The organism is Sphingobium sp. TomTYG75, assembly GCF_054771635.1.
This window is the reverse complement of record NZ_BSRE01000001.1, coordinates 2,375,040-2,398,893: the sequence shown is the minus strand read 5'-3', so window position 1 is coordinate 2,398,893 and position 23,854 is coordinate 2,375,040. Positions and strand designations below refer to the sequence as shown.

Genomic DNA, 23,854 nt, shown 5'->3' with positions numbered 1-23,854 from the left:
CTGCTCCATCCCCGTTCAGGGCGAGCTTGTCGAGAAGCGATCATTTGCTCGTAGCAGTTCAGACTTCGAGCAGCCGATCCGCCTGCGCCCTTGCCTCGGCGGTGATTTCCGCGCCGGAGAGCATGCGGGCAATCTCCTCGCGCCGCTCGCCGTCGCTCAGCGCATGGACGCCAGTACGGGTCACCGTGCCGTCACTGGCCTTGGCGATCAGCATATGGCCAGCGCCGCGCGCGGCCACCTGCGGACTGTGGGTGACAACAAGTATCTGGTTGCTCTGCGCCAGCCGCGCCAGACGGTCGCCAATGGCCGATGCCACCGCCCCACCGACGCCCCGGTCAATCTCGTCAAAAATCAGCGTATCCGCCCCGCCCCGCTCCGCCAGCGCGACCTTGAGCGCCAGAATGAAGCGTGACAATTCGCCGCCCGATGCGATCTTCACCAAAGGCGCAAAGGGCGCGCCGGGATTGGTGGAAATCTCGAACTCCACCCGGTCCATGCCCTGCGCGCTCCACTGCCCTTCATCGAGCGCGGCGACGGTGGTGCGGAAGCGCGCGGCGTCGAGCTTCAGCGGCGCGAGTTCCGCCGCCACGGCCGCATCGAGCCGCGCGGCAGCATCCTTGCGCTGAGCGGACAGCGCCTGCGCCGCGTCGCGATAGGCGGCGGCGCTGGCCGCAACGTCGGCTTCCAGCACGGCGATATGCTCCTCTCCGCCCTCGATGGCGGCCAGTTTTGCCGCCATCTCATCACGCAGCGCAGCAAGATCATCGGCGGCGACCTGATGCTTACGCGCCAATCCGCGCAGGTCGAACAGCCGCGTTTCGATCGCGTCCAACCGCGCCGGATCAAAGCTGAGCGCATCCGCTGCCTTGGCCAGCCTGTCCTCCGCCTCGCCCGCCTCAATCACCGCCCGGTCTAGGGCAGCGAGCACTTCGGCAAGTGGCTCATATTCACCCACCATGCGGTCGAGCCGTCGCGCCGCCTGCCGCAACTGCGCCAACCCACCGTCCGAGCCGGTGAGGCAATCCGTCACCGTCGACAGGTCATCGGACAACCGTGCGCCCTTTTGCATGGTCGCGCGCTCGTCGGCCAGCGCCGCTTCCTCGCCGGGTTCGGGGCCAAAACGCGACAATTCTTCAATAGCATGGGTCAGATAGTCGCGATCCCGCGCCGCCACCTCGACCGCCGCGCGACTTTCCGCGAGCCGGTCGGCCGCCGCGCGCCAGGCAGAGTGGGCAAATGCCACCGAGGCGCTGTCGCAACGGCCATAGACGTCCAGCAACTGACGATGCCCACGCGGATTGAGCAACCCGCGATCGTCATGCTGCCCATGTATCTCGACCAGCGTGCCGCCCAAGTCACGCAGCAAGGCGGCGGAACAGGCCTGATCATTGACGAATGCCCGGCTTCCCCCGTCAGCCTTCAGCGTGCGGCGGATGATGAGCGGTTCGCCCGCATCAAGTTCGATGCCGTTACTGCCGAGCAGTTCGGCAGCCCTGTGATCGGCGCAGGGAATGTCGAAGGTCGCGGTGACGCTGGCCTGCGCCTCTCCGCTGCGGACGAGGCCACTGTCAGCCCTCGCCCCCAGCGCCAGCCCAAGCGAATCGAGTAGGATAGACTTGCCCGCGCCTGTCTCCCCCGTCAGCACGCCAAGGCCCGTGCCGAACTCCAGGTCCAGCGCCTCGATCAGGACGACGTTGCGGATGGAAAGATTGGTCAGCAATGCGGCCGATCTCCAGACGTCATCCCAGCGGAAGCTGGGATCTCGTGCCGCCGGGTCGTGCCCAATGGCCTGAGACCCCAGCTTCCGCTGGGGTGACGGTAAATCGGCAATTACGCCTTCGCGCCATGTTCCCGCATGAGCTTGTAGCTACGCTCATACCATTTGGAGCCGGGATAGTTCTTGCCCAGAACAGCCGCAGCCTTCTGCGCTTCCTCCGGAATGCCGAGCGAGAGATAGCTTTCGACCAGACGCTCCAGCGCTTCAGGCGTGTGGGTGGTCGTCTGATATTTGTCGATGACCACGCGGAAGCGTAGCGTCGCTGCCAACCACTGCCCTCGACGCTGGTAGAAACGGCCGACTTCCATTTCCTTGCCCGCGAGGTGATCGTTGACCAGGTCCAGCTTCAACCGCGCATCGGCGGCATAACGGGTGTCGGGATAGCGGCGGATCAATTCGCCCAACGAATCCAGCGACTGCTGCGTGATCTTCTGGTCGCGGGTAACGTCGGCGATCTGCTCATAATAGCAGAGCGCGATCAGATAATAGGCGTAGGGCGCGTCCTTGTTGCCCGTATGAATCGCCAGAAAGCGCTGCGACGCCGCGATCGATTCACTATAGTCCTTGTTCATATAATAGCTGAACGCGGACATGAGCTGCGCCCGGCGCGCCCAGGGGGAATAAGGATGCTGGCGTTCCACCTCGTCAAACAGGGCGGCGGCCATCTTATATTGCCCGCGATCGAGCCGATATTTGCCCGCATTGTAAAGCGTGGACACGTCACGGGCGACATATTGCGTGTCGGCCTTGTTCTTCGAGGTGGCGCAGCCGGCGAGCAAGGCGGCAAGCAGAACCGGGGCGGTAGCAGCGCCAATGCGCGTCATGGTTTTCGTCAGCATGGCCGGGTCATAGCGGAGCGAATGGCACTCGCCAAGCGGCAGAATAGCGTGCGGACGCTTCAGGCTCTCAACGCGCCTGCACGGGCAGGTCCAACCGGACGATCGCGCCGCCTTCCGGCCGCGCGTGCAGGCCGAACTGACCGCTGAGCTGGCTCGCCAGCGCGCTTGCTATGCGCAAGCCGATGGAATTGCCCTTCTCGATCTCGAAATCGGGAGAGAGGCCGTCGCCGTCGTCAGCAATCTTCAACGACAGAGTCCCGCTCGAATCCTCCAGAGACACCTCGATCGTCCCGCCACGATGGGGCAAGCCATGTTCAATGGCATTGCTCACCGCCTCCGCCACGATCAGCGCGAGCGGCACGGCGACATGGGATTCCAGCGTCAGGCCCGGTGGAGCGCTGACGGTAACGCGAATGTCATCCCGCCCGCTCGCCTCCAGCACATCCGCCGTCAGCCGCGTCAGAAAGGCATGCAGGTCCTGCCCATCCTCTGCCGGATCATACAATGCACGGCTGATCCGACCAATCAGCGCGAGGCGGCTGGCGGCATCGTCCAACGCCCTGCTCGCCAGTTCATCGTCTACATGGCGCCGCTGCAATGACAGCATCGCGGCTACGACCTGCAAATTGTTGGAAACGCGATGCTGCAATTCGTGGAACAGAAGTTCCCGGTTTTCCGCCAGCGTACGGCTGCGTTCCCGTTCCACGGCAAGGTTGAAATTGGCCCGCTGCATCAGGTGAATGAGCGCGATGTCGATGGCGATCACGGCCGCATAGAAAATAAGGGCGAGGATGACGCCACCATCAAGGATGCCGCCCTCACCCGCTGGGATGAAGAAATACCAGGACAATATTCCGCAAACTATGCCCGCAAATATCCCGGGACGCAGCCCGAACAAAAAGGTCGAAAGGATGACAGCGGGAAAGAAGGATACGAAAGGATAGCCGATCGGCAGGAAGTCCTGCGCGGACAGCCTGAGGGCAAGGGCGATGCCACAAAACAGGGCCGATACGGCATAGGCATATACTGGCCGCCGAAGCACGAGAGGCAGGCGCTCGACGAACCTTTCATTGGAACGCTGCATCTTATCTCCCTGAAATCGCGCCGCACAGTAACAGAAGTTTGGCCATCTCCAATTGATCGAAGTCAAGGAGTTTGGGCTCTAACGAAAAAGGGCGCCCGGCGGGGGCGCCCTTCTCATTTTGCTTAACCTGATGGGTTGGAACCGATCAGTCCTGAGTCAGGAAGTCCGGCAGACCAGCGTTGGAGCCGTCGTCATCGCCGCCACGGCCTTCGCTGCGGGGGCCACGGTCACGGCGCGGACCGCGATCACCACCACGGCCGCCACGATCACCACCGTCACGACGCGGGCCACGGCCACGATCGCCACGATCACCACGGGGTTCGCGCGGTTCGCGGGCAGGACGGGTGTCCTCCAGCTCTTCGCCGGTTTCCTGATCGACGACGCGCATCGACAGGCGAACCTTGCCGCGCGGATCGATCTCCAGGACCTTGACCTTCACTTCCTGGCCTTCCGACACGACGTCGGTTGGCTTTTCGACGCGCTCATTCTTCATTTCGGAGACGTGGACGAGACCGTCCTTGCCACCCATGAAATTCACGAACGCACCGAAGTCGACGATGTTGACGACCTTGCCGTTGTAGATCTTGCCGACTTCCGCTTCCTCGACGATTCCGAGGATCCACTTCTTGGCGGCTTCGATCTGGTCGATGTCGGACGAGCTGATCTTGATGATGCCCTCGTCGTCGATGTCGACCTTGGCGCCGGTTTCCGCGACGATCTCGCGAATGACCTTACCGCCGGTGCCGATGACGTCGCGGATCTTCGACTTGTCGATCTGGATCGTCTCGATGCGCGGAGCGTGAGCCGACAGCTCGGTGCGGGTCGAGGACAGGGCCTTGTTCATCTCACCCAGAATGTGGGCGCGGCCTTCCTTCGCCTGACGCAGGGCGACTTCAAAGATTTCCTGCGTGATGCCGGCAACCTTGATGTCCATCTGCATGGTGGTGATGCCCGCTTCCGTGCCCGCCACTTTGAAGTCCATGTCGCCGAGATGATCTTCGTCGCCGAGGATGTCGCTGAGCACAGCGAAATCCTTGCCGTCGAGGATCAGGCCCATCGCGATGCCCGACACCGGACGCTTCAGCGGAACACCGGCGTCCATCATCGAGAGTGAACCGCCGCAGACCGTCGCCATCGACGACGAGCCGTTGGACTCGGTGATGTCCGACAATACGCGGATCGTGTAGGGGAACTCATCCTTGCTGGGCAGCACGGGGTGCAGCGCACGCCATGCCAGCTTGCCATGACCCACTTCACGACGGCCCGGCGCGCCGAAGCGGCCGACTTCACCGACCGAATAGGGCGGAAAGTTATAGTGCAGCATGAAGTTTTCATAATAGACGCCGTTCAGGCCGTCGATCATCTGCTCAGCATCCTTGGTGCCGAGCGTGGTGGTGCAGATCGCCTGCGTTTCACCGCGGGTGAACAGCGCCGAACCATGGGTGCGCGGCAGGAAGCCGACCATCGCTTCGATCGGGCGAATCTGCGTCGTGGTGCGGCCGTCGATGCGCTTGCCATCCTTGATGATGGCGCCGCGCACGATTTCCGATTCCAGCTTCTTGGTCAGCTTGATGCCGGCCATGACGGTCTGGGCATCGAGACCTTCTTCGGTGAAAAATGCCTTCGCCTTGGCACGCGCTTCGTTGATCGCATTCGAGCGCGCCGACTTGTCGGTCAGCTTGTAGGCGGCCGTGATGTCCTTGCCGATCAGCTTCTTGAGCTTCTTCTTCAGGTCATCCAGGTCCTCGCCCTTGGCGACTTCCCACGGATCCTTCGCAGCCTTTTCGGCCAGCTGGATGATCGCATCGACAACCTTCTTGCTCGCTTCATGGGCGAACAGGACGGCGCCGAGCATGACGTCTTCCGAAAGCTCCTTGGCTTCGGATTCGACCATCATCACGGCGTTGCCAGTGGCAGCCAGGACCAGGTCGAGTTCGCCGGCCTTCACCTCGTCCATCGACGGATTCAGCTGATATTCGCCATCCTTGTAACCGACGCGGGCAGCGCCGATCGGGCCCATGAAGGGCACGCCCGACAGGGTCAGCGCGGCCGAAGCGGCGATCATCGCCACGATATCGGGCTCGCTCTCGCCATCGAACGACAGCACCTGAGCGATGACGTTGATTTCGTTGTAGAAACCTTCGGGGAAGAGCGGGCGGATCGGGCGGTCGATCAGGCGGCTGGTCAGCGTTTCCTTTTCGGTCGCGCCGCGCTCACGCTTGAAGAAGCCGCCGGGGATACGGCCGGCCGCAGAATATTTTTCCTGATAGTGGACGGTCAGCGGGAAGAAGTCCTGCCCTTCCTTCACCGACTTGGCGGCGGTCACGGCGCACAGCACCACGGTCTCGCCATAGGTCGCCAGCACGGCGGCGTCGGCCTGACGCGCAATACGACCGGTTTCGAGCATGAGGGTCTTTCCGCCCAGCTCGATTGAAACTTTCTTTACATCAAACATGCTTTTTTCCTTCGCCCGCCTGGCCCTATTGCCGGGCGGGGCCTTTGTTGGGCCAGTGACCCATGAGCGAGGAGCGTACTCCTCATTCCGTTCGCCCTGAGCTTGTCGAAGGGCTTTCTTTCTCTTTCTTCAAGAGAAGGAGTGGGCTTCGACTTCGCTCAGCCCGAACGGTGTGGGGAAAGTTCCCCGTTTCATGGCGCCGTGCCGAATTGCCCGGAGCCATGTTGTCAGAATCAGAAACGGCCCCGACATGGGGGCCGCTCCTTCTTTAGCAGGCTTACTTGCGCAGGCCCAGCTTGGCGATCAGGTCAGTATAACGCGACCCATCTTTTTTCTTCAGATAGTCCAGCAGCGAACGGCGCTTGTTGACCAGCATCAGCAGGCCGCGACGGCTGTGGTTATCCTTGTGGTGACCCTTGAAATGCTCGGTCAGGTTCGAAATGCGCTCCGAAAGGATCGCGACCTGTACTTCCGGCGAACCGGTGTCGCCTTCGGCGCGGGCATGTTCCTTGATCAGCGCTTCCTTGCGCTCAGCAGTAATCGACATCGGCTTCCTTTCGTAACATCTAGAGATTGAAGCCGCGCACCACCCGGATTTCCGGGCCACTGGCCTCCACCAGCGCGACGGGCGTGTCGCCCTCCATCGCCAGCATGAGACCGGTATGCGGTTTCCCCACAAGCACCTTCCCCTGTCGGAGAGCCAATGCATCGTCGGGAGAGACTGCGAGAGCCGGGATGTCGTCCAGCCCTGCGGTCAACGGCAGCATAAGACCGCCGAAGCCGCCGCCCCTAGCAGCTTCGTCCAATTTGTCCAGCGAAATAGCGGATTCGAGGGTGAACGGGCCTGCCTTCACCCGTCGGAGCATGGTGACATGGCCGACCGTGCCGAGCGCGATCGCGATGTCGCGGGCGAGGCTGCGGATATAGGTGCCCTTGGAGACATGGGCGCGAAGGGTGATTTCATTGATCCTCTCTCCCGAGAGGGGGAGAGGATACGCAGGCTTGGCAGCTCGCTGCCTAGCCGGAGTTGGAGAGGGGCTCGGCGCAACCTGCACCTCTCCAAGCTCCGCTAGCCCGCTTTGCGAGCAAACTTCGCTATCTCGATCAGAGTCACGTGCCTCTGATCGACCCCCTCTCGGGAGAGAGGATATGGTGAGCGCGTGGATAGTGACGGCGCGCGTCTTCATCTCAACATCCTGCCCAGCGCGCGCAAGATCATATGCTCGTTGCCCGTCGATCAGGATCGCGGAATAGGCTGGCGGCGCCTGTTCGATCGGGCCGGTGAAGCGGGGCAGTATCGCTTCCACTTCGCCGAACGTGGGCAGGTGATCTCTCTCAGCGATCACCTTTCCTTCGAGGTCCAGCGTGTCCGTTTGTGCGCCAAATGCTATCGTGAAGTCGTAAATCTTATCGCTGTCGAGCATCCGCCCGGCGAGCTTCGTCGCTTCCCCCACCGCGATCGGCAGCACGCCGGTAGCGAGCGGATCAAGCGTGCCGCCATGGCCGACCTTCCACTTACCCGCGCCACTTTGGCGAAGGGCGCGCTTGACCGCGCTGACCGCCTGCGTCGAGCCAAGCCCGTGCGGTTTATCGAGGATAATCCAGCCGTGCATCGGATCAACGCAGCGCGTCAGCCCTCATCATCGGGCTGTTCAAGATCCTGCGCGACTTTGGGATCACGCAGCAGCTTGTCGATATGGCTACCCTCGTCAAAACTCTCATCCGCCAGGAATTTGAGCTTGGCCGCATATTTCAGGCGAATCCGGTGAGCCACCTCGCGCTGGAGATAGGCCGTATTGGTACGCAGCGCCTTCAGCACCGCCTCCTCATCCTGACCCAATAGCGACTTCACGAACACGGTGGCATGCCGCAGGTCTGGCGACATGCGAACCTCGGTCACGCTGACGACATGCTTGGCGAGAACATCGTCATGCACGTCGTCGCGCTGGAGAATGTCTGACAGCACATGGCGCACCTGTTCGCCCACACGCAGCAGGCGGACGGAGGGGCCTTCATTAGGAGCGGGCATTATATCCTCCCCTCCCGCAGGCGGGAGGGGCCGGGGGTGGGCTCTCCCCATCGGCCATTACAGTTCAGGAGAGGGCGAGCCCACCCCCTGCCCCCCTCCCGCTTGCGGGAAGGGGAAAGCTAGATCATCACAACGTCCGGGCGCGTTCCTCGACCTCGAACAGTTCCAGCGTATCGCCGGCCTTGATGTCGTTCGTGTCTTGCAGCACCGCACCGCACTCCATGCCCGCACGCACTTCGGACACATCGTCCTTGAAGCGGCGCAGCGAAGCGATGTGAGTACGCGACACGATGACATCATCGCGGGTAAGGCGCGCATTGAGCCCCTTGCGGATGATGCCGTCGAGGACGAGCAGACCAGCCGCCTTGTCCTTCTTGCCCGCCGGGAACACCTGAAGCACCTCGGCCCGGCCGACGATGGTTTCGATGCGCTCTGGAGCCAGCTGGCCCGCCATTTCGCCGCGAACTTCCTCAAGCAAGTCGTAGATCACGTCATAATAGCGCAGCGAAATCTTCTCGCGCTCCGCCAGCTGACGCGCCTTGGCATTGGGACGGACGTTGAAGCCGATCAGCGGCGCACGGCTGGCAGCGGCCAGCGTGACGTCGCTTTCGGTGATCGCGCCAACGCCTGAATGCAGGACGCGGACCTTGATCTCGTCGGTCGAAATGCGGTTGAGCGCCGTGACAATAGCTTCGACGGAACCCTGCACGTCGCCCTTCACCACCACCGGATATTCGATGACGGTCGTGTTGAGCGCCGAGAACATATGTTCAAAGCTGGTCGGGGCGCTGGTGGTGCGCTTCTTGGTCGCCTGTTCCTGACGATAGGCGGCAACTTCGCGAGCGCGCGCCTCATTCTCGACGACCGTGAGTTGATCGCCCGCCAGAGGAACACCCGAAAGCCCCAGCACCTCGACCGGGGTCGATGGCCCTGCGACCTTCACATTCTGACCCTTGTCATTGACCAGAGCGCGAACCTTGCCGCTCTCCGCGCCGATGACGAAGGTGTCGCCGACCTTGAGCGTACCCTTGCGGACCAGCACGGTAGCAACCGCGCCACGGCCCTTGTCGAGCTGCGCCTCGATCACATTGCCTTCGGCAGGGCGATCGGGGTTAGCCCCCAGTTCCATGACTTCCGCCTGGAGCAGGATTTTCTCGATCAGTTCGTCAAGGCCGGTCTTTTTGAGCGCCGAAACCTCCACGTCCTGCACATCGCCACCCATATCCTCGACGACAATCTCTTCGCTCAGCAGGCGCTCGCGCACCTTCTGCGGATTGGCTTCCGGCTTGTCGCACTTATTGATCGCGACGATCATCGGGACACCAGACGCCTTGGTATGGTTGATGGCCTCGATCGTCTGCGGCATCAGCCCGTCATCGGCCGCCACCACCAGGATGACGATGTCGGTGACATTCGCGCCACGCGCACGCATTTCCGAGAAAGCCTCATGGCCCGGCGTGTCGAGGAAAGTGATGACGTCGCCACCCTTGGTCGTCACCTGATAGGCGCCGATATGCTGGGTGATGCCGCCGCTTTCGCCCGCGACCACATCTGTGCCGCGCAGCGCGTCAAGCAGCGATGTCTTGCCATGATCGACATGACCCATGATGGTCACGACTGGCGCGCGGGGCTTCAGCGTCTCTGCCGCATCGACTTCACCCTCGATGCCGATTTCAACGTCGGCATCGGAAACGCGCTGGATGCGGTGGCCGAATTCCTCGACCAGCAGTTCCGCCGTATCCTGATCGATCGGCTGATTCAGAGTGACGGCGGTGCCCATCTTGAACAGGGACTTCACCAGGTCCGCACCCTTTTCGGCCATACGGTTGGCGAGCTCCTGCACCGTGATGCTTTCGGGCACGACGACGTCGCGAACCTGCTTTTCACGTTGCTGCGCGCCACCGGCATAGTGAGCGCGACGTTCCTTTTCGCGGGCACGCTTCAATGCGGCGAGCGAACGGGCACGAGCGCTGTCGTCGTCCGCAAGCGCGCGCGTTACGGTCAGCTTGCCCGACTGGCGGCGATTGTCCTCGCCCGCACGCTTGGTCCGATCCGGCTTGGCCGGTTCGGGACGCTTGATCGGGGTAACCGGCGTGAAGCGGCGCGGCGGCGGCGCAGCAGAAGCGGTAGCAGCCGGAGCGGCAGCGGGACGCGCTTCGGGGCTTTCCTCGGCGACAGGCGCCGCAGGAGCTTCGGGCTCGGGCTTCTGCTCGGCGACCTTGGCTTCTTCTTCGACACGGCGCGCGGCTTCAGCCTCAGCAGCTTCCGCAGCCAGGCGATTTTCCTCGGCGCGGCGCTTTTCATCCTCGCTCGCGGCATTACGCTGCGCGTCTTCGCGGCGACGCGCATCTTCCAGCGCGGTCATGCGGGCTTCTTCAGCCTCGCGCAGCAGCTTTACCTGCAATTCCTGACGCGACATCAGGCTCTGCGGCGGAGCGGGACGCGCGGGCGCGGCAGGCTGAGGCGCGCGAGCCTGCGGCTGCTGCGGCGCGGGTGCCGCTGCGGCGGGTGCCGGAGCCGGATCAGCCTGAGGCGCAGCCGCAGGCGCACCGGCTTCACCCGGCTTGCCCAGAATGCGGCGCCGCTTCACCTCGACCACGACCGTATTCTTGCGGCCATGGCTGAACTGCTGCTGCACCTGGCCGGATTCAACGGTCCGCTTGATGCCCAGCGGCTTGCGGCCCAGAACCGGCTTGTCTTCCTTGCTGTCACTCATACGACTGAACTGTACCCTTCACTTACATCCGACCGGCAAGGCCCGTCGGCGCCTTCATTCCATGCTCGTCAGGCGCCCAGCACACCGGCGGAGTCATGCTCCCCATGCACGGGCGCCTCGCTAGCGCAACCCAGATAGCTTTCCAAGCGGCCGATGGCCGTACGCAGACGCGACGCGGCACGCGAGTCGGTCACTGCGATATGGACGACATTGTCCCGCCCCATTGCCATAGATAGGGCCTGTCGGTCCACAGGCAAGACGACGCCCGCCAATTCGGTGCCTTCGGCTTCCTGTCCGACCCGCAGCGCCTGGTCGAGCTTTCGATTGCCGTCGGCTGCGGCATCACTGGCGTGGAGCAGCAGTTGAACCTTGGCCTGACGGCAGGCGACGTCGATCTTTTCCGATCCGGTGAGGACCATGGATGCCTTCGCCTCCAGCCCCAAGCGGTCCAGCAAAGCCTTGCGCAGGCCATCTTCGATCAGGTCCGGCAAATTGTCCGGGATCTGCAACTCACCCGTTTTGAATGCCCGCGCGAGTGCACCCGTCAGCTTACCCTTGGCGAGCGCCTGCTCAAGCTCAGCGCGCGGAACGCCGATCCACGCGCCACGGCCCGGCGCCTTCGCGCGAATGTCGGGAAGGACCTGACCTTCTGGTCCGACGGCGAGGCGGATCAGCGTCTCGGGATCGGCCCGATCGCCTGAGAGGATGCATTTGCGTTCGGTCATTGGGAAAGCCCCTCCCTTTCAAGGGAGGGAATGGGGGTGGGTCGCGCGAAGCGCGCTACGCCCTCAGCCCTAAAACGGGTGCTAGCGATTGCTGCCGCGATCGTACCCGCCCCAACCTTTCTTTTGAAAGGGAAGAGCGAGGATAAGACAGCGCTATATGACGGCGTCAGCCTCTCATCGGGAAGTGACCGCGGCATTGGCGTCCTCCCCAGGGCTGGAGGCAAGCGCGCGGTCAGCGATCAGCTGTCCGCCCGACCCATAATTCTCCGTCGAGATTTCGGAAATCACCACCTGCACGGCAGCGGCCGACTTCCCCAGCCGCTCAACGAGCGACTGGGTGACGTCGGCAACGATCGCTGCCTTCTGTTCACGGGTGGCGTTTCCGGCCAGACGGATATCGACGAAAGGCATGGGGCGCTTAAGCTTCCTCGCCTTCAAACCAGTGTGCGCGGGCGGCCATGATGATCTCATTGCCCTGCTCTTCACTAAGGCCATATTCGGCGAGAATCCCGCCCTTGTCCTCGGACGTCTCACTGCGGCGGCGGCGCTGATCGACGCGCTTCTTCGCGACCAGTTCGTCCGTCGCGAGATCGGCCAGATCATCCAGCGTCTTGATGCCTGCCTTGCCCAGCGTCACCAGCATGGCTTCGGTGAGGTGTGGCATCTCTGCCAACGCATCCTCGACGCCGAGCGCCTGACGCTCCTCGCGGGCAGCGGCTTCGCGGCGGTCCAGCGCTTCCTGCGCACGGCTTTGCAGCTCGGCGGCCAGATCCTCGTCGAAGCCTTCGATCGCCGCCAGTTCCTCGACGCCGACATAGGCGACTTCTTCCAGCTCGCCAAAGCCTTCGGCCACCAGCAGCTGCGACAGCGTCTCGTCCACATCCAGCTCGTTCTGGAACAGTTCGGAGCGGGAGACGAATTCCTTCTGGCGCTTTTCGGACGCGTCGGCCTCGGTCATGATGTCGATGGCCTTGCCCGTCAGCTGCGAGGCGAGACGGACATTCTGCCCGCGACGGCCGATGGCGAGCGACAACTGATCGTCGGGAACGACGACTTCGATACGCTCTTCTTCCTCGTCGATAACGACGCGAGCGACCTGCGCGGGCTGGAGCGCGTTGACGACGAAGGTCGCCGTATCTTCCGACCAGGGGATGATGTCGATCTTCTCGCCCTGCATTTCCTGCACGACGGCCTGCACGCGGCTACCCTTCATGCCGACGCAGGCGCCGACGGGGTCGATGCTCGAATCGCGGCTGATAACGCCGATCTTGGCGCGCGAGCCCGGATCGCGGGCGGCTGCCATGATGGTGATGACGCCGTCGTAGATTTCGGGCACTTCCTGCGCGAACAGCTTCTTCATGAACTCGGGATGCGCGCGGCTGAGGAAAATCTGCGGGCCACGGTTTTCGCGACGCACGTTCAGGATCACCGAGCGAATGCGGTCGCCGACGCGGACGACTTCGCGCGGGATCTGCTGGTCGCGGCGGATCACGCCCTCGGCGCGGCCAAGGTTCACCACAACATGGCCAAACTCGACGGATTTCACGACGCCGGTGATGATCTCACCCACGCGGTCCTTGAATTCCTCATGCTGACGCTCGCGCTCGGCGTCGCGGACCTTCTGGAAGATCACCTGCTTGGCGGACTGGGCGTCGATACGGCCCAGGTCGATCGGGGGCAGCGGATCGACGATGAAGTCGCCGATCACGGCATCCTTCTTCAGCTTCTGCGCCTGCTTGAGGTCCACCTGCTTGAAATAGTCGTCCACGGCCTCGACCACCTCGACGACGCGCCACAGGCGCAGGTCGCCGCTGTCGGGGTCCAGCTTCGCGCGGATGTCATTCTCCGCACCATAGCGCGCGCGAGCGGCGCGCTGGATCGCGTCTTCCATCGCCTCGATGACGATCGCCTTGTCGATCATCTTCTCGGTGGCGACGCTGTTCGCGATCGCGAGCAGCTCGGCCTTGTTGGCGGAAATGGCGTTGGCCATGGTCGTGAACCCTTACTCTTCGGTTTCGAACTCGTCCGCCCCATCGGAGGAGAGCGGCATGCTAGCAGAAATGAGCGCGTCGGTCAGTATCAGCTTGGCATCGCCGACCAACGCGAAGGGGATGGCGACATCCCCGGCCTTGTTATCCTGGAACTGGACATCATCACCCTCGACACCCTTCAGGATGCCGCGAAAGCTCTTGCGCCCCGCCACCGTTTCGCTGGTGGCGATCTTCGCCTCATGCCCCGCCCATTCCATGAAGTCATGGAGGCGGGTCAGCGGCCGATCGATACCCGGCGAGCTAACTTCCAGCCGATAGGCCTCCTCGATCGGATCAACCTCATCCAGCACGTCGGACAGGCGGCGCGAGATGGCAGCGCAATCCTCGATGACAAGCTGCTTCGTCGCCGGCCGCTCGGCCATGATCTGCAACGTATATTCATCGCCAGACCCGAACAGCTTCACGCGCACAAGGTCGAACCCCAAGGCTTTCACCTCCGGTTCGATCAGCGCGGTCAGTTCGGCGATGTCCGCCATGCAGTCTCCAACAGAATATGTGCGCTCCCGCCGCCGCAAGCGTTCCGCCTGCGACCCCGACATGTTTGACGATGTAAGGAAGCAAGGGCGATATAGGGGGGAAGATATAATGCTGCAACATTATTCGTGCGGCAGAATTTTGATGAAGCGGTGACCGGTCCTGTATACCATCTACACCGTAGAAAGAGCGACAATAAGGGGGAGGACGGCCATGCCACATTCGGTATTCTTACGGCGCGATCTGCTGAAGGGAGCAGCCTGCCTCGGTCTTATGAGTGCCGCGCCGTTACGCGCGCGCGCCGTTGCCGAACGCTTCCCCGCGGTTAGGGGCATGGTGAACGGCGTGATCGGGGAACCAGCCGCTCCCGGAGCAATCGTGGCGATTGGTCGCGCAACTGATCGCCCAGCCTATGTGAGCAGCGGAACGATCGCCCTGGACAACCCGCGCCGGGTGGATGAGCACACGCTGTTCCGCGTTTATTCGATGACGAAACCCATCACCGGCATGGCGGTGATGCTGCTGATCGCCGAGGGCCGGATGAAGCTCGATCAGCCTGTTGCCGATTTCATCCCCGGCTTTGCGAATATGCGCGTCCTGACCAACCCCGGCCAAAGCCTCGAAACGCGCCCCGCCGCTTCTGTCATGACGATCCGTCACCTGTTGACCCACACTGCCGGCCTTGGTGGTGGGCCTTCGATGAGCGGGCCACTCAAGGCGGTATATCAACAGCTGGGACTGAAGCAGAACCTGCTCAGCAACGCTGAACGACTGGAGCAAGCGCCCCCCTCTAGCCTCAAGCAATTCGCCGAGCGGCTGGCGGCAGCTCCGCTTCTTTCAGACCCCGGCACAGCCTGGAGCTATTCGGTCGGGCTGGATTTGCTGGGCCGCATCATAGAGCTGGTGGCAGGCATGCCCTTTGAACAGTTTCTGGAGCAGCGGTTCTTCGCACCTCTTGGCATGAACAGCACCTTCTTCGATGTGCCAGCAGACAAGAAGGCGCGTCTCGTCACAAGCTATACGGGCAGAGGCGCCAAATTGGCCGTGGTCGATGCAGGTCCGACCTCCATCTTCCTGAACAAGCCCGCATTTCCTTCGGGCGGGGGCGGCCTCATCTCCTCGGCCCATGATTACGACCGTTTCCTGGCCATGCTGACGAATGAAGGCCGTTTGGGCAGAGCTGAGGTCCTGCCGCCTACCGCTGTGACGGTTGGAACCTCCAACCTCCTGCCGCAGGGCGTGAACATGCGCGGCTATGTCGGCATTCCTGGTGTGGTCGGATTCGGCGCGGGCGGCTGCATTGCTGACCATGGCGGGTTCAAAGGCTTGTTCGGCTGGCTGGGCGCCGCCGGGACGATCGGCGTCATCGCGCCCGCGCAGCGGCTTCGGGTGACCGGCTTGATCAACAACCTGTCGGTCTTCGACTTCGCGATCAATCTGCCAAAGGCCGTCCATGCGGATTTGGCCTCGGCCAGGACATTATAAGAGCTGACGAGCAAATAGCTGCTCGCTTGTCTAACCGCGGAGCTAGGCGGGACCCCGGATCAAGGTCCGGGGTGACGAAGCCAGAAAATCAGTAGCCCATATCGGCCAGACCTCGACCTGGAGCAGATTCCGATCCGATTACATCGGCCCGGATGCTCCAGGATTATATTCTGCCGCATTTTCCGAGCCAGCAGATGATTCCATCTGCTTAGAAAAGGCTCGAGCCGATCACACCAACCGGCTCTGCTTCACCGCCGCCTCAATAAAGCTAGCAAACAGCGGATGCGGATCAAACGGCTTGGACTTCAGCTCCGGATGGAACTGCACGCCGACGAACCAGGGATGGTCCGGCCGCTCGACAATCTCCGGCAAGGTGCCGTCCGGCGACATGCCCGAGAAGATGAGGCCACCCTTCTCCAGAGCCTCGCGATAACCGGCGTTCACCTCATAGCGATGGCGATGCCGCTCGCTGATCTCGCTCGCGCCATATATGCCCGCGACCACGCTGTTGCCGGTGAGCTTGGCGGGATAGGCGCCCAGCCGCATCGTGCCACCAAGGTCGGTTTCGGCCGTGCGCTTCTGCAAGCCTTCGCTGCTCATCCATTCGGTGATGAGGCCGACGACAGGCTCGCTCGTCTCGCCAAATTCGGTGGTGGACGCCTCCGCGATTCCGGCTGTGTTCCGCGCCCCTTCAATGCAGGCCATCTGCATGCCAAGGCAGATGCCAAAGAAGGGCACATTGCGTTCGCGAGCGAACTTCACCGACGCGATCTTGCCTTCCGACCCGCGCACGCCAAAGCCGCCGGGGACCAAAATGCCGTGCATCGGCTCCAGGCTGGCGGCGACATCATCGCCCTTCTCGAACAGTTCGGCGTCGATCCACTTGATCTTCACCTTCACCCGATTGGCGAAACCGCCATGGGTCAGCGCCTCGTAGAGCGACTTGTAGGCGTCCGGCAGGCCGACATATTTGCCGACGACGCCGATCGTCACTTCGCCTTCGGGGTTCTGCTGGCGGTCCATGATGTCCATCCAGCGATCGAGCGTCGGCTTGGGCGCATCGTCGATGCCGAAGGCGCGCAGCACTTCCTCGTCCAGCCCTTCGGCATGATATTGCGCGGGCACCGCATAGATGCTGCTGGCGTCGAGCGCGGGGATCACCGCTTCCTTGCGGACGTTGCAGAACAGCGCGATCTTCGCCCGTTCGCTGTCGGGCAGCGGATGTTCGCAACGGCACAGCAAAATGTCGGGCTGGATGCCCAGCGACGTCAGTTCGCGCACGCTGTGCTGCGTGGGCTTTGTCTTCAGCTCGCCCGCCGCCGCGATATAGGGGACCAGCGTCACATGGACGAAGATCGACTGGCGGCGACCCAGGTCATTATGCAGCTGACGGATCGCTTCCATGAACGGCAGCGATTCGATGTCGCCGACCGTCCCGCCAATTTCGCACAGCACGAAATCCAGATCATCTGACTCGGCTATCGCGAACGCCTTGATCTCGTCCGTGACGTGCGGGATCACCTGCACCGTCGCGCCCAGATAATCGCCGCGCCGTTCGCGCTGAATGATCGTCTGATAGACGCGGCCCTGCGTCACATTGTCCGACTGGCGTGCCGAAACGCCCGTAAACCGCTCATAATGGCCAAGGTCGAGGTCGGTTTCCGCCCCGTCATCGGTCACATAGACCTCGCCATGCTGATACGGGCTCATCGTGCCCGGATCGACGTTGAGATAGGGATCGAACTTCCGGATACGCACACGGAAACCTCGCGCCTGCAGCAGTGCTGCGAGCGATGCGGCCATAAGGCCCTTGCCAAGCGAGGAGACCACGCCGCCGGTGATGAAAATATACCGCGCCATGGGAGAGGAGGCTTAGCCTTTTACAAACAAGTTGGGCAAGCGCGCGAATCCACGCGCGAGCAAAAAAAGATCGAAAATGTGATCGAAAAGATCAGTTGGCGAGCGGAACCGCGCCATTTGCCGCCTGGCCATTGCTCGCAGCGCCTGCTGCTCCGGCCAACGGATCGGCACTACCGGTCGGCGCAGGGGACGACGGAGCCGCCGGAGCCTGCTTCACCAGCGAGGTATCGATATCGCTCGGCGCATGCTGCACCGATGCGATCACCGCCAGAACGACCGACAGCAGCACGAAGATGGTGGCCAGCACCGTCGTCGACCGCGTCAGAAAGTCCGCCGCGCCCCGCGCAGACATCAACCCCGCCGGGCTACCACCCACGCCCAGACCGCCGCCTTCCGACTTCTGCATCAGGATGACGGTGACAAGCAGAGCCGCGACAATGGCCTGCACGACGAGGATAAAGGTGAACATGCGAGAATATCTGTCCGAATGGGGTGCGTTGTGGAGCCCATAGCGTTGAAGCGCCGCCGGGGCAACCGGCGCTGGAGCATCGTGTGGCTATGGAGATCACCTCAGGAGACGCCTCCGCTGAAAGTTACTCCTGCTGACCACCCTCTCCCCGTTCGGGCTGAGCCTGTCGAAGCCCTCTTCTTTCAGGCCCACCAGCTCCACCCGGACTCCACTTCCAATCGCCTAGCGGCCCTACCTAACCCGCAGCCGCAATCACCGGCCCGAATTTCGCCGCGGTCAGGCTCGCTCCGCCCACCAGACCGCCATCGACATCCTCGATCGCCATCAACTCGGCCGCATTCTCGCCATTCATCGACCCGCCATAGAGGATGCGCATCGCACCCGCTTCGCCCTCGCCGATCCGACCAGCCAACGTCGCCCGCAGCGCCTTGTGCATGGTTTCGACCGCTTCCATCGTCGGGATGCGGCCCGTGCCGATCGCCCAGATCGGCTCATAAGCGATCGCCAGCCAGTCGGCCGCCGCGCCTTCCGGCAGCGACGCCAGCAACTGCGCCGACACAATGCCTTCGGCCCCGCCAGCGTCGCGTACCTCAAGGCTTTCGCCGACGCACAGGATAACCTTCAGACCCGCAGCCTTAGCCGCCAGCGCCTTACCCGCGACATCGGCGTCCGTTTCGCCCTGATCCTGCCGCCGTTCGCTATGGCCAACAATCGTCCAGCTCGCACCCGCTTCGGCCAGCATCGCCGCCGACAGGCAGCCAGTATGCGCACCGCTATCGTTCATGTGGCAATCCTGCGCGCCGACAAAGGCGCCGCCCTTCACCTGATCGGCCGCCGCGATCAGCGTCGCGGGCAGGCACAGCCCCACCTCGACCACCGGACGCTCAGCCGCCAGGGCGCCGATCGCTTCGACTTCGGGCAGCTGTGAACGAAGGCCGTTCATCTTCCAGTTGCCGACCACCAGCTTGCGCCTGCCCATCAATCCATACCCCTTCAGTCATTCGTCCATCCGCCAGTCCGCGCCGGACCAGCCCCGACAGGCCGATGAACAAAGGCACGGCATTTGTCCAGCCAAGCCGCACTTGCCGCCGCGACGATCCGCCCCTAAAGCGGGCCGCCCGTAAAAGTCTTTCTATTCTGGACTTCCTTCATGCTTTCAAACTTCCGCCGCTTCATCCACTCGAAATTCGGCGCCCTCTTCGCGCTCCTTTTCCTAGGCGTCATCGCGGCGGCCTTCATCATGGGCGACGTCACGAGCGGCAAGTTTGGCACCTCTCTCGGCGGCGGCGGCGAGACTGTCGCGAAAGCAGGCGGCACCCGACTGACCCTGCCCCAGTTCCAGGAACGGGTTCAGCGCGTCTTCGAAAATGCCCGCCGCGCCACCCCGGGTCTTCAGATCGGCGATTTCCTCGCCCAAGGCGCCGCTGGCCAGATTTATGATCAGCTGGTCGCCGCGATGACACTGAAGGAATATGCGAAGGATCAGGGCGTCCACATCTCCAAGCGTCTCGTCGATGCGCAGATCGCCCAAATCCCTGCTTTTCAGGACGCCGCAGGCAGGTTCAGCCAGGAAAATTTCCGCCAGCTTCTGCTCCGCGAACGCATCACCGAACAGGCCCTGCGCGAAGACATCACCCGCGAGATCCTCGAACGGCAAATGCTCGCTCCGCTCGGCCTTGGTGTGAAACTGCCGAACAGCGTCATCCTGCCCTATGCCTCGCTGCTGCTGGAGGCGCGCCAGGGGACGATCGCTGCTGTCCCCGCCACAGCCTTTGCGGACATTAAGGATCCCACGGACGCACAGCTCGCCACCTACTATCAGCAAAATGCCGGGCGCTTCACCATCCCAGAGCAGCGCCGCATTCGCTACGCCGTGATCGATGGCGAACGCTTCGCGCAAGCCTCGCAGCCGACTGACGCCGAAATTGCCGCCTCCTATAATCAGAACAAGGCGAGCTATGCCGCCAAGGAAAGCCGCAATTTCGAGCAGCTCATCCTGCCCAGCGAAGCTGCGGCGAAGACGATTGCAGAGCAGGTGAAGGGCGGCAAGTCCCTTGCAGCCGCCGCGCAAAGTGCAGGGCTGGAGGCGTCAGCACTAATGGATCAAAGCCGTGAAAGCCTGACCACAACAACGTCCGCCGCAATCGCAAATGCGGGCTTTGCGGCCAAGCAGGGCGAACTTGTCGGCCCGATCCGGGGACCACTCGGATGGATTCTCCTGCGCGTATCGAACGTTAAGACCGTTCCCGCGCGGCCGCTGTCAGCCGTACGCGACGAAATCGCAACGACGCTCCGCTCGCAAAAGCAGAAGCGCCTGCTGAGCGAGTTCACCGGAAAGGTGGAAGATCAGATCGCCGACGGCGGCAGCTTTGAGGAAGTGGTGAAGGACAACGGGCTGAAGCTGGAAACGACGCCCTTCCTGATCGCCAACGGCAAGCAGGTCGAGGATCAGGCCTATCAGGCTCCCGCTGATGTCCGTCCGCTGCTGGCTCCCGTGTTCCAGATGAGCCAGGATGATGACGCGCAACTCGTGCCCGTTACGCCCGACCAGCGCTACGCTCTCGCCGCGCCCGCCGAGATTCGCGCCGCCGCCCCGCCACCGCTGGATAAGGTTAAGCCGCTGGTACTGGCCCAGTATAAACTGGCGCAGGGCAACGCCAAGGCGAAGGCTGTAGCCGAGCAGATCCGTGAGAAGGTCGCCAAGGGCATGAAGCTTGCCGACGCGGTGGCCCAGGCTGGCGTTCGCCTGCCCGCACCTCAGACAGTGGGCGGGCGGCGCGCCGACATCATGCGGGAAGGTCAGCGTCCCCCCGCCGAGGTCGCGATCCTGTTCTCCATGGCGACGAACAGCGTCAAGACGATGCCGATCGGTCAGGATCGCGGCTATTTCATCGTACAGCTGAACGGTATCAAACATGGCGATGCGGGTGGCCAGACCGCCCTGCTTGATCAGGTCCGCAGCCAGCTTGGCGATGTCGTCGGTCAGGAATATGGGCAGCAGTTCGAACGGGCGGTCGAAAAGCAGCTTGGCGTGACCCGGAACCCGTCAGCTGTCGCCAGCGTCCAGCGCGCGCTTGCCAGCACCAATGGCGGCGCACAGTAACATGGTTGCGGGCAGCGCAGGCAATGACGGGATAGCGGCTGCTCATGCCGCACTGGCCGCTGGCAATTCGGCGCTGGTGTGGCGCCGCCAGATCGCGGACACGGACACGCCGATTTCTGCCGCGCTCAAGCTGTTTGTGGCCGATCGCGGCGACTTTCTGCTGGAATCGGTCGAAGGCGGTGCGGTTCGCGGCCGCTATAGCCTGATCGGTCTTGCGCCTGATCTTGTCTTCCGCGCGGAGGGACAGGCGGCGGAGATTAATCGTCATTGGGCGACTGACCCACAGGCATTTGTTCCGGAAGCGGCGGGGGCGCTTGATGCCTTGCGCGCGCTTGTGGCGGAATGCCGGGCTGATCTTGACCCCGCGCTTCCCCCTGCCCTCGCCTGTCTGGTGGGCTATTTCGGTTATGAGACGGTCGGCCTTGTCGAAAAGCTGCCCCGGCCAGCGCCCAATCCGCTTGAACTGCCTGACATGCTGTTCGTGCGGCCGACCATCATCCTTGTCTTCGATCGGCTGGCTGACGCGCTGTATCTTGTCGCCCCGGTCTGGAAGGGCAGCTTCAGCGATGCCGACGCGGCGATCGCGCAGGCTCTGGAGCGGATCGATGCAACGGCGGCGCGTCTGGCGGCGCCCTTGCCCCACGCGCCTGCTCCCCAGGACATTACCGATGTCGATGTGACCCCCGCGCTGGAGCCGGGTCGCTACAAGGCCATGGTCGAGCGGGCCAAGGACTATATCGTGGCTGGCGACATATTTCAGGTGGTGCTCGCCCAGCGTTTCACCAGCCCCTTCACCCTTCCGCCAATCTCGCTTTACCGAGCGCTGCGACGGATAAATCCTTCGCCTTTTCTTTATTGTCTCGATCTGCCCGGCTTTGCCCTGATCGGTTCCAGCCCCGAGATTTTGGTTCGTGCACGGGATGGCGAAGTCACCATCCGCCCGATCGCCGGAACGCGGCCACGTGGCAAAAACGCTGTCGAAGATGCGGCCAATCGCGAAAGCCTGCTGGCCGATCCAAAGGAACGGGCAGAACATCTGATGCTGCTCGACCTCGGGCGCAATGATGTGGGGCGGGTCGCTACCGCCGGATCGGTGACGGTCACCGACAGCTACAGCGTCGAATTTTACAGCCACGTCATGCACATCGTGTCGAATGTCGTCGGCCGTCTTTCGCCGGACAAGGATGCGCTGGACGCCCTCTTCGCGGGCTTCCCGGCAGGCACGGTTTCGGGCGCGCCCAAAGTCCGCGCTTGCGAGATCATCGCGGAACTGGAGCCGGAGACGCGCGGCGCCTATGCAGGCGGCGTCGGCTATTTCGGACCCGACGGCAATATGGACAGCTGCATCGTGCTACGCACCGCCGTGCTCAAGGATGGCATCATGCACGTCCAGGCAGGCGCGGGCATCGTCGCCGACTCCACGCCGGAATATGAGCAGCGCGAATGTGAGGCGAAGAGTGGCGCACTCCTCGCGGCAGCGCGGGAGGCCGTCGATCTCGCGCGGCAGGCTGGCTTCGGGCAATAACTATTCGGCGGTCGTGGGATCAATCGTCGACCGAACTCTGGCGATGCTGTTGGCGGGAAGCCCCGCAAGCTCGGCATGCTGCCGGATCAACTCTTCGCTGGGCGCGCGGTAGAGACAATAGATCTTGTCGTCCGTCACATAGCTGTGGACCCACTGTATCTCGGGTCCCAGTTCGCGCAGCACATTGCACGAACCTTGTGACGCGTTCCTGAGCTCATCGCCCCGCAGCCTTCCCGCGCCGGGCATCTCTCTTTCTATCACGAACTGCGGCATGACCACCTCCATGCGTGAAGAGCGCCGAATCTATGCCTGTGTGCGGCGCGAGTCCATAACGACGCTAACGGCATAGCCACCCGCCAGTTTCAGTCGCGCTAGAAGATCGCTGAAATAAGCGGGAACGCGCCATCTGAAACAGCGCATGGCCTAACCACGCTGCACACGCTCCATCGGTTCCGAGGTCACGGGATAACCGAGATGATCGGGGATGCAGAGATGGCGCACGCCGCCTCTCTCTTCCAGCCAGGGACTGATCTTTTCGACGGGAAAGCACACCGCGTGGGCCGCCATCGCGGCGAAGCTGTCGAACAGGGCCAATCGCTCAAGATTACGGCGGGTCGGGAAAATGATGCGCCCGCCGCCCGCGTCGCATAGAGCGATCGTGTCACTCGCGCTCATCCAGAACAACCGGACATTTTCAGTCGTATCCGCACTTGCGACCTGTCCTTCTGGCGCGCGTACCAAATAGAAATGCGTGTCATAAATGCGCGCGGCCATTTCCGCGCCCGCAGGATGCCAGCGGCTGAATGGCACCAATTGATCGAGGGCGAGCCTGATCCCATGCGCTTCGATGATCTCCAAAAGGCCTGCGCCTCCCGTCAGGGCGCGCCGCATTTCGAACAATTGCACCGGATCGGGCCGCACCCCAAAACCGATGCCAAGGCCGCTTTCCTCCAGCGTTTCACGGATCGCCGCCAGCCGAGCGGCGGTCTCCTCCACGTTGCCGGACGCGTCCACGGCGCGGGCCAATTCCCGATCCGCCTCATCAACCGCGCCTCCCGGAAACACCAGCGCTCCCGCGGCAAAAGCCATGCTCCCAGCGCGTTCCATCATCAGAATATGCGGCGGCCCATCGGGCATGTCGCGGACGATTACAGCTGTCGCCGCTACCCGGCCTTCACTTTTGGTCGATGCCATGAGAGCCGCCATAGGCGCGTATAATGCTAATGGTAAAGTCCTTCTGGATCACCCCGTCACTGGAGGGG

At 62.8% G+C, this 23,854-nt stretch carries 20 protein-coding genes; 3 read left to right on the top strand and 17 right to left on the bottom strand.

Features of this window, described 5'->3' with window-relative positions:
* Positions 1 to 58: 58 nt before the first annotated feature.
* The 12 genes from recN to rimP form a co-directional block, all read right to left on the bottom strand.
* A complete protein-coding gene (gene recN, locus ACYU81_RS12145) occupies positions 59 to 1,720 on the bottom strand; it encodes a DNA repair protein RecN (protein ID WP_460987817.1) in 1,662 nt (553 codons plus the stop codon).
* A 110-nt stretch (positions 1,721 to 1,830) separates the two neighbouring features.
* Positions 1,831 to 2,616 (bottom strand): outer membrane protein assembly factor BamD, encoded by a 786-nt coding sequence (locus ACYU81_RS12140; protein ID WP_196226413.1) that lies wholly within the window; start codon positions 2,614 to 2,616, stop codon positions 1,831 to 1,833.
* A 67-nt stretch (positions 2,617 to 2,683) separates the two neighbouring features.
* Positions 2,684 to 3,700, bottom strand: a complete 1,017-nt coding sequence (locus ACYU81_RS12135) for a sensor histidine kinase (protein WP_460987816.1) — start codon at positions 3,698 to 3,700, stop codon at positions 2,684 to 2,686.
* Between the two features lie 145 nt (positions 3,701 to 3,845).
* Positions 3,846 to 6,155: a polyribonucleotide nucleotidyltransferase gene (pnp, locus tag ACYU81_RS12130; protein ID WP_460987815.1), complete on the bottom strand. Its 2,310-nt coding sequence runs from the start codon at positions 6,153 to 6,155 to the stop codon at positions 3,846 to 3,848.
* Positions 6,156 to 6,432: 277 nt separating this feature from the next.
* Positions 6,433 to 6,702, bottom strand: a complete 270-nt coding sequence (gene rpsO, locus ACYU81_RS12125) for a 30S ribosomal protein S15 (protein WP_460987814.1) — start codon at positions 6,700 to 6,702, stop codon at positions 6,433 to 6,435.
* A gap of 19 nt (positions 6,703 to 6,721) precedes the next feature.
* Positions 6,722 to 7,768 (bottom strand): tRNA pseudouridine(55) synthase TruB, encoded by a 1,047-nt coding sequence (truB, locus tag ACYU81_RS12120; protein ID WP_460987813.1) that lies wholly within the window; start codon positions 7,766 to 7,768, stop codon positions 6,722 to 6,724.
* A 17-nt stretch (positions 7,769 to 7,785) separates the two neighbouring features.
* Positions 7,786 to 8,184, bottom strand: coding sequence for a 30S ribosome-binding factor RbfA (rbfA, locus tag ACYU81_RS12115; protein WP_449471844.1), 399 nt, complete (start codon positions 8,182 to 8,184; stop codon positions 7,786 to 7,788).
* Positions 8,185 to 8,311: 127 nt separating this feature from the next.
* Positions 8,312 to 10,900, bottom strand: coding sequence for a translation initiation factor IF-2 (infB, locus tag ACYU81_RS12110; protein WP_460987812.1), 2,589 nt, complete (start codon positions 10,898 to 10,900; stop codon positions 8,312 to 8,314).
* A gap of 68 nt (positions 10,901 to 10,968) precedes the next feature.
* The gene (locus tag ACYU81_RS12105) at positions 10,969 to 11,625 is read right to left on the bottom strand and encodes a DUF448 domain-containing protein (protein ID WP_460987811.1); all 657 of its coding nucleotides are present in this window, start codon (positions 11,623 to 11,625) and stop codon (positions 10,969 to 10,971) included.
* A 174-nt stretch (positions 11,626 to 11,799) separates the two neighbouring features.
* Entirely contained in the window at positions 11,800 to 12,036 is a 237-nt protein-coding gene (locus ACYU81_RS12100) for a tautomerase family protein (RefSeq protein WP_460987810.1), read from the bottom strand.
* A 7-nt stretch (positions 12,037 to 12,043) separates the two neighbouring features.
* Positions 12,044 to 13,615, bottom strand: coding sequence for a transcription termination factor NusA (gene nusA / locus ACYU81_RS12095; RefSeq protein ID WP_449471839.1), 1,572 nt, complete (start codon positions 13,613 to 13,615; stop codon positions 12,044 to 12,046).
* Positions 13,616 to 13,627: 12 nt separating this feature from the next.
* Positions 13,628 to 14,152 carry a ribosome maturation protein RimP gene (gene rimP, locus ACYU81_RS12090; protein WP_460987809.1) on the bottom strand — a complete coding sequence of 175 codons (525 nt, stop codon included), beginning with the start codon at positions 14,150 to 14,152 and terminating at the stop codon, positions 13,628 to 13,630.
* A gap of 211 nt (positions 14,153 to 14,363) precedes the next feature.
* Here rimP and ACYU81_RS12085 point away from each other — a divergent pair, with 211 nt between their 5' ends.
* On the top strand, positions 14,364 to 15,635 hold the full coding sequence (locus ACYU81_RS12085) for a serine hydrolase domain-containing protein (protein ID WP_460987808.1): 1,272 nt from the start codon (positions 14,364 to 14,366) through the stop codon (positions 15,633 to 15,635).
* Positions 15,636 to 15,863: 228 nt separating this feature from the next.
* Here ACYU81_RS12085 and ACYU81_RS12080 read toward each other — a convergent pair whose 3' ends face one another.
* The 3 genes from ACYU81_RS12080 to tpiA all read right to left on the bottom strand — a co-directional run bounded on the left by ACYU81_RS12080 (position 15,864) and on the right by tpiA (position 18,943).
* Entirely contained in the window at positions 15,864 to 17,495 is a 1,632-nt protein-coding gene (locus tag ACYU81_RS12080; RefSeq protein ID WP_449471834.1) for a CTP synthase, read from the bottom strand.
* A 91-nt stretch (positions 17,496 to 17,586) separates the two neighbouring features.
* Entirely contained in the window at positions 17,587 to 17,964 is a 378-nt protein-coding gene (gene secG / locus ACYU81_RS12075) for a preprotein translocase subunit SecG (RefSeq protein WP_460987807.1), read from the bottom strand.
* Between the two features lie 235 nt (positions 17,965 to 18,199).
* Positions 18,200 to 18,943, bottom strand: a complete 744-nt coding sequence (tpiA, locus tag ACYU81_RS12070; RefSeq protein WP_460987806.1) for a triose-phosphate isomerase — start codon at positions 18,941 to 18,943, stop codon at positions 18,200 to 18,202.
* Between the two features lie 171 nt (positions 18,944 to 19,114).
* On the opposite strand from tpiA, the gene ACYU81_RS12065 reads away from it, so the two are divergent.
* Together ACYU81_RS12065 and trpE are read left to right on the top strand one after the other, a co-directional pair.
* Positions 19,115 to 21,067, top strand: coding sequence for a peptidylprolyl isomerase (locus ACYU81_RS12065; protein ID WP_460987805.1), 1,953 nt, complete (start codon positions 19,115 to 19,117; stop codon positions 21,065 to 21,067).
* Positions 21,051 to 22,592, top strand: a complete 1,542-nt coding sequence (gene trpE / locus ACYU81_RS12060) for an anthranilate synthase component I (protein ID WP_460987804.1) — start codon at positions 21,051 to 21,053, stop codon at positions 22,590 to 22,592. Before ACYU81_RS12065 ends, trpE begins: the two co-directional genes overlap by 17 nt.
* Here trpE and ACYU81_RS12055 read toward each other — a convergent pair whose 3' ends face one another.
* Positions 22,593 to 22,865, bottom strand: coding sequence for a DUF4242 domain-containing protein (locus tag ACYU81_RS12055; RefSeq protein WP_196224035.1), 273 nt, complete (start codon positions 22,863 to 22,865; stop codon positions 22,593 to 22,595).
* A 150-nt stretch (positions 22,866 to 23,015) separates the two neighbouring features.
* On the bottom strand, positions 23,016 to 23,786 hold the full coding sequence (locus tag ACYU81_RS12050; protein WP_460987803.1) for an NUDIX hydrolase: 771 nt from the start codon (positions 23,784 to 23,786) through the stop codon (positions 23,016 to 23,018).
* Positions 23,787 to 23,854: the final 68 nt, after the last annotated feature.

Bases quoted from the DNA above. Each gene is read 5' to 3' on its own strand.
- ACYU81_RS12140 (WP_196226413.1), bottom strand. From the start codon at position 2,616: ATGCTGACGAAAACCATGACGCGCATTGGCGCTGCTACCGCCCCGGTT.
- ACYU81_RS12135 (WP_460987816.1), bottom strand. From the start codon at position 3,700: ATGCAGCGTTCCAATGAAAGGTTCGTCGAGCGCCTGCCTCTCGTGCTT.
- pnp (WP_460987815.1), bottom strand. From the start codon at position 6,155: ATGTTTGATGTAAAGAAAGTTTCAATCGAGCTGGGCGGAAAGACCCTC.
- rpsO (WP_460987814.1), bottom strand. From the start codon at position 6,702: ATGTCGATTACTGCTGAGCGCAAGGAAGCGCTGATCAAGGAACATGCC.
- truB (WP_460987813.1), bottom strand. From the start codon at position 7,768: ATGCACGGCTGGATTATCCTCGATAAACCGCACGGGCTTGGCTCGACG.
- rbfA (WP_449471844.1), bottom strand. From the start codon at position 8,184: ATGCCCGCTCCTAATGAAGGCCCCTCCGTCCGCCTGCTGCGTGTGGGC.
- infB (WP_460987812.1), bottom strand. From the start codon at position 10,900: ATGAGTGACAGCAAGGAAGACAAGCCGGTTCTGGGCCGCAAGCCGCTG.
- ACYU81_RS12105 (WP_460987811.1), bottom strand. From the start codon at position 11,625: ATGACCGAACGCAAATGCATCCTCTCAGGCGATCGGGCCGATCCCGAG.
- ACYU81_RS12100 (WP_460987810.1), bottom strand. From the start codon at position 12,036: ATGCCTTTCGTCGATATCCGTCTGGCCGGAAACGCCACCCGTGAACAG.
- nusA (WP_449471839.1), bottom strand. From the start codon at position 13,615: ATGGCCAACGCCATTTCCGCCAACAAGGCCGAGCTGCTCGCGATCGCG.
- rimP (WP_460987809.1), bottom strand. From the start codon at position 14,152: ATGGCGGACATCGCCGAACTGACCGCGCTGATCGAACCGGAGGTGAAA.
- ACYU81_RS12085 (WP_460987808.1), top strand. From the start codon at position 14,364: ATGCCACATTCGGTATTCTTACGGCGCGATCTGCTGAAGGGAGCAGCC.
- ACYU81_RS12080 (WP_449471834.1), bottom strand. From the start codon at position 17,495: ATGGCGCGGTATATTTTCATCACCGGCGGCGTGGTCTCCTCGCTTGGC.
- secG (WP_460987807.1), bottom strand. From the start codon at position 17,964: ATGTTCACCTTTATCCTCGTCGTGCAGGCCATTGTCGCGGCTCTGCTT.
- tpiA (WP_460987806.1), bottom strand. From the start codon at position 18,943: ATGGGCAGGCGCAAGCTGGTGGTCGGCAACTGGAAGATGAACGGCCTT.
- ACYU81_RS12065 (WP_460987805.1), top strand. From the start codon at position 19,115: ATGCTTTCAAACTTCCGCCGCTTCATCCACTCGAAATTCGGCGCCCTC.
- trpE (WP_460987804.1), top strand. From the start codon at position 21,051: ATGGCGGCGCACAGTAACATGGTTGCGGGCAGCGCAGGCAATGACGGG.
- ACYU81_RS12055 (WP_196224035.1), bottom strand. From the start codon at position 22,865: ATGCCGCAGTTCGTGATAGAAAGAGAGATGCCCGGCGCGGGAAGGCTG.
- ACYU81_RS12050 (WP_460987803.1), bottom strand. From the start codon at position 23,786: ATGGCATCGACCAAAAGTGAAGGCCGGGTAGCGGCGACAGCTGTAATC.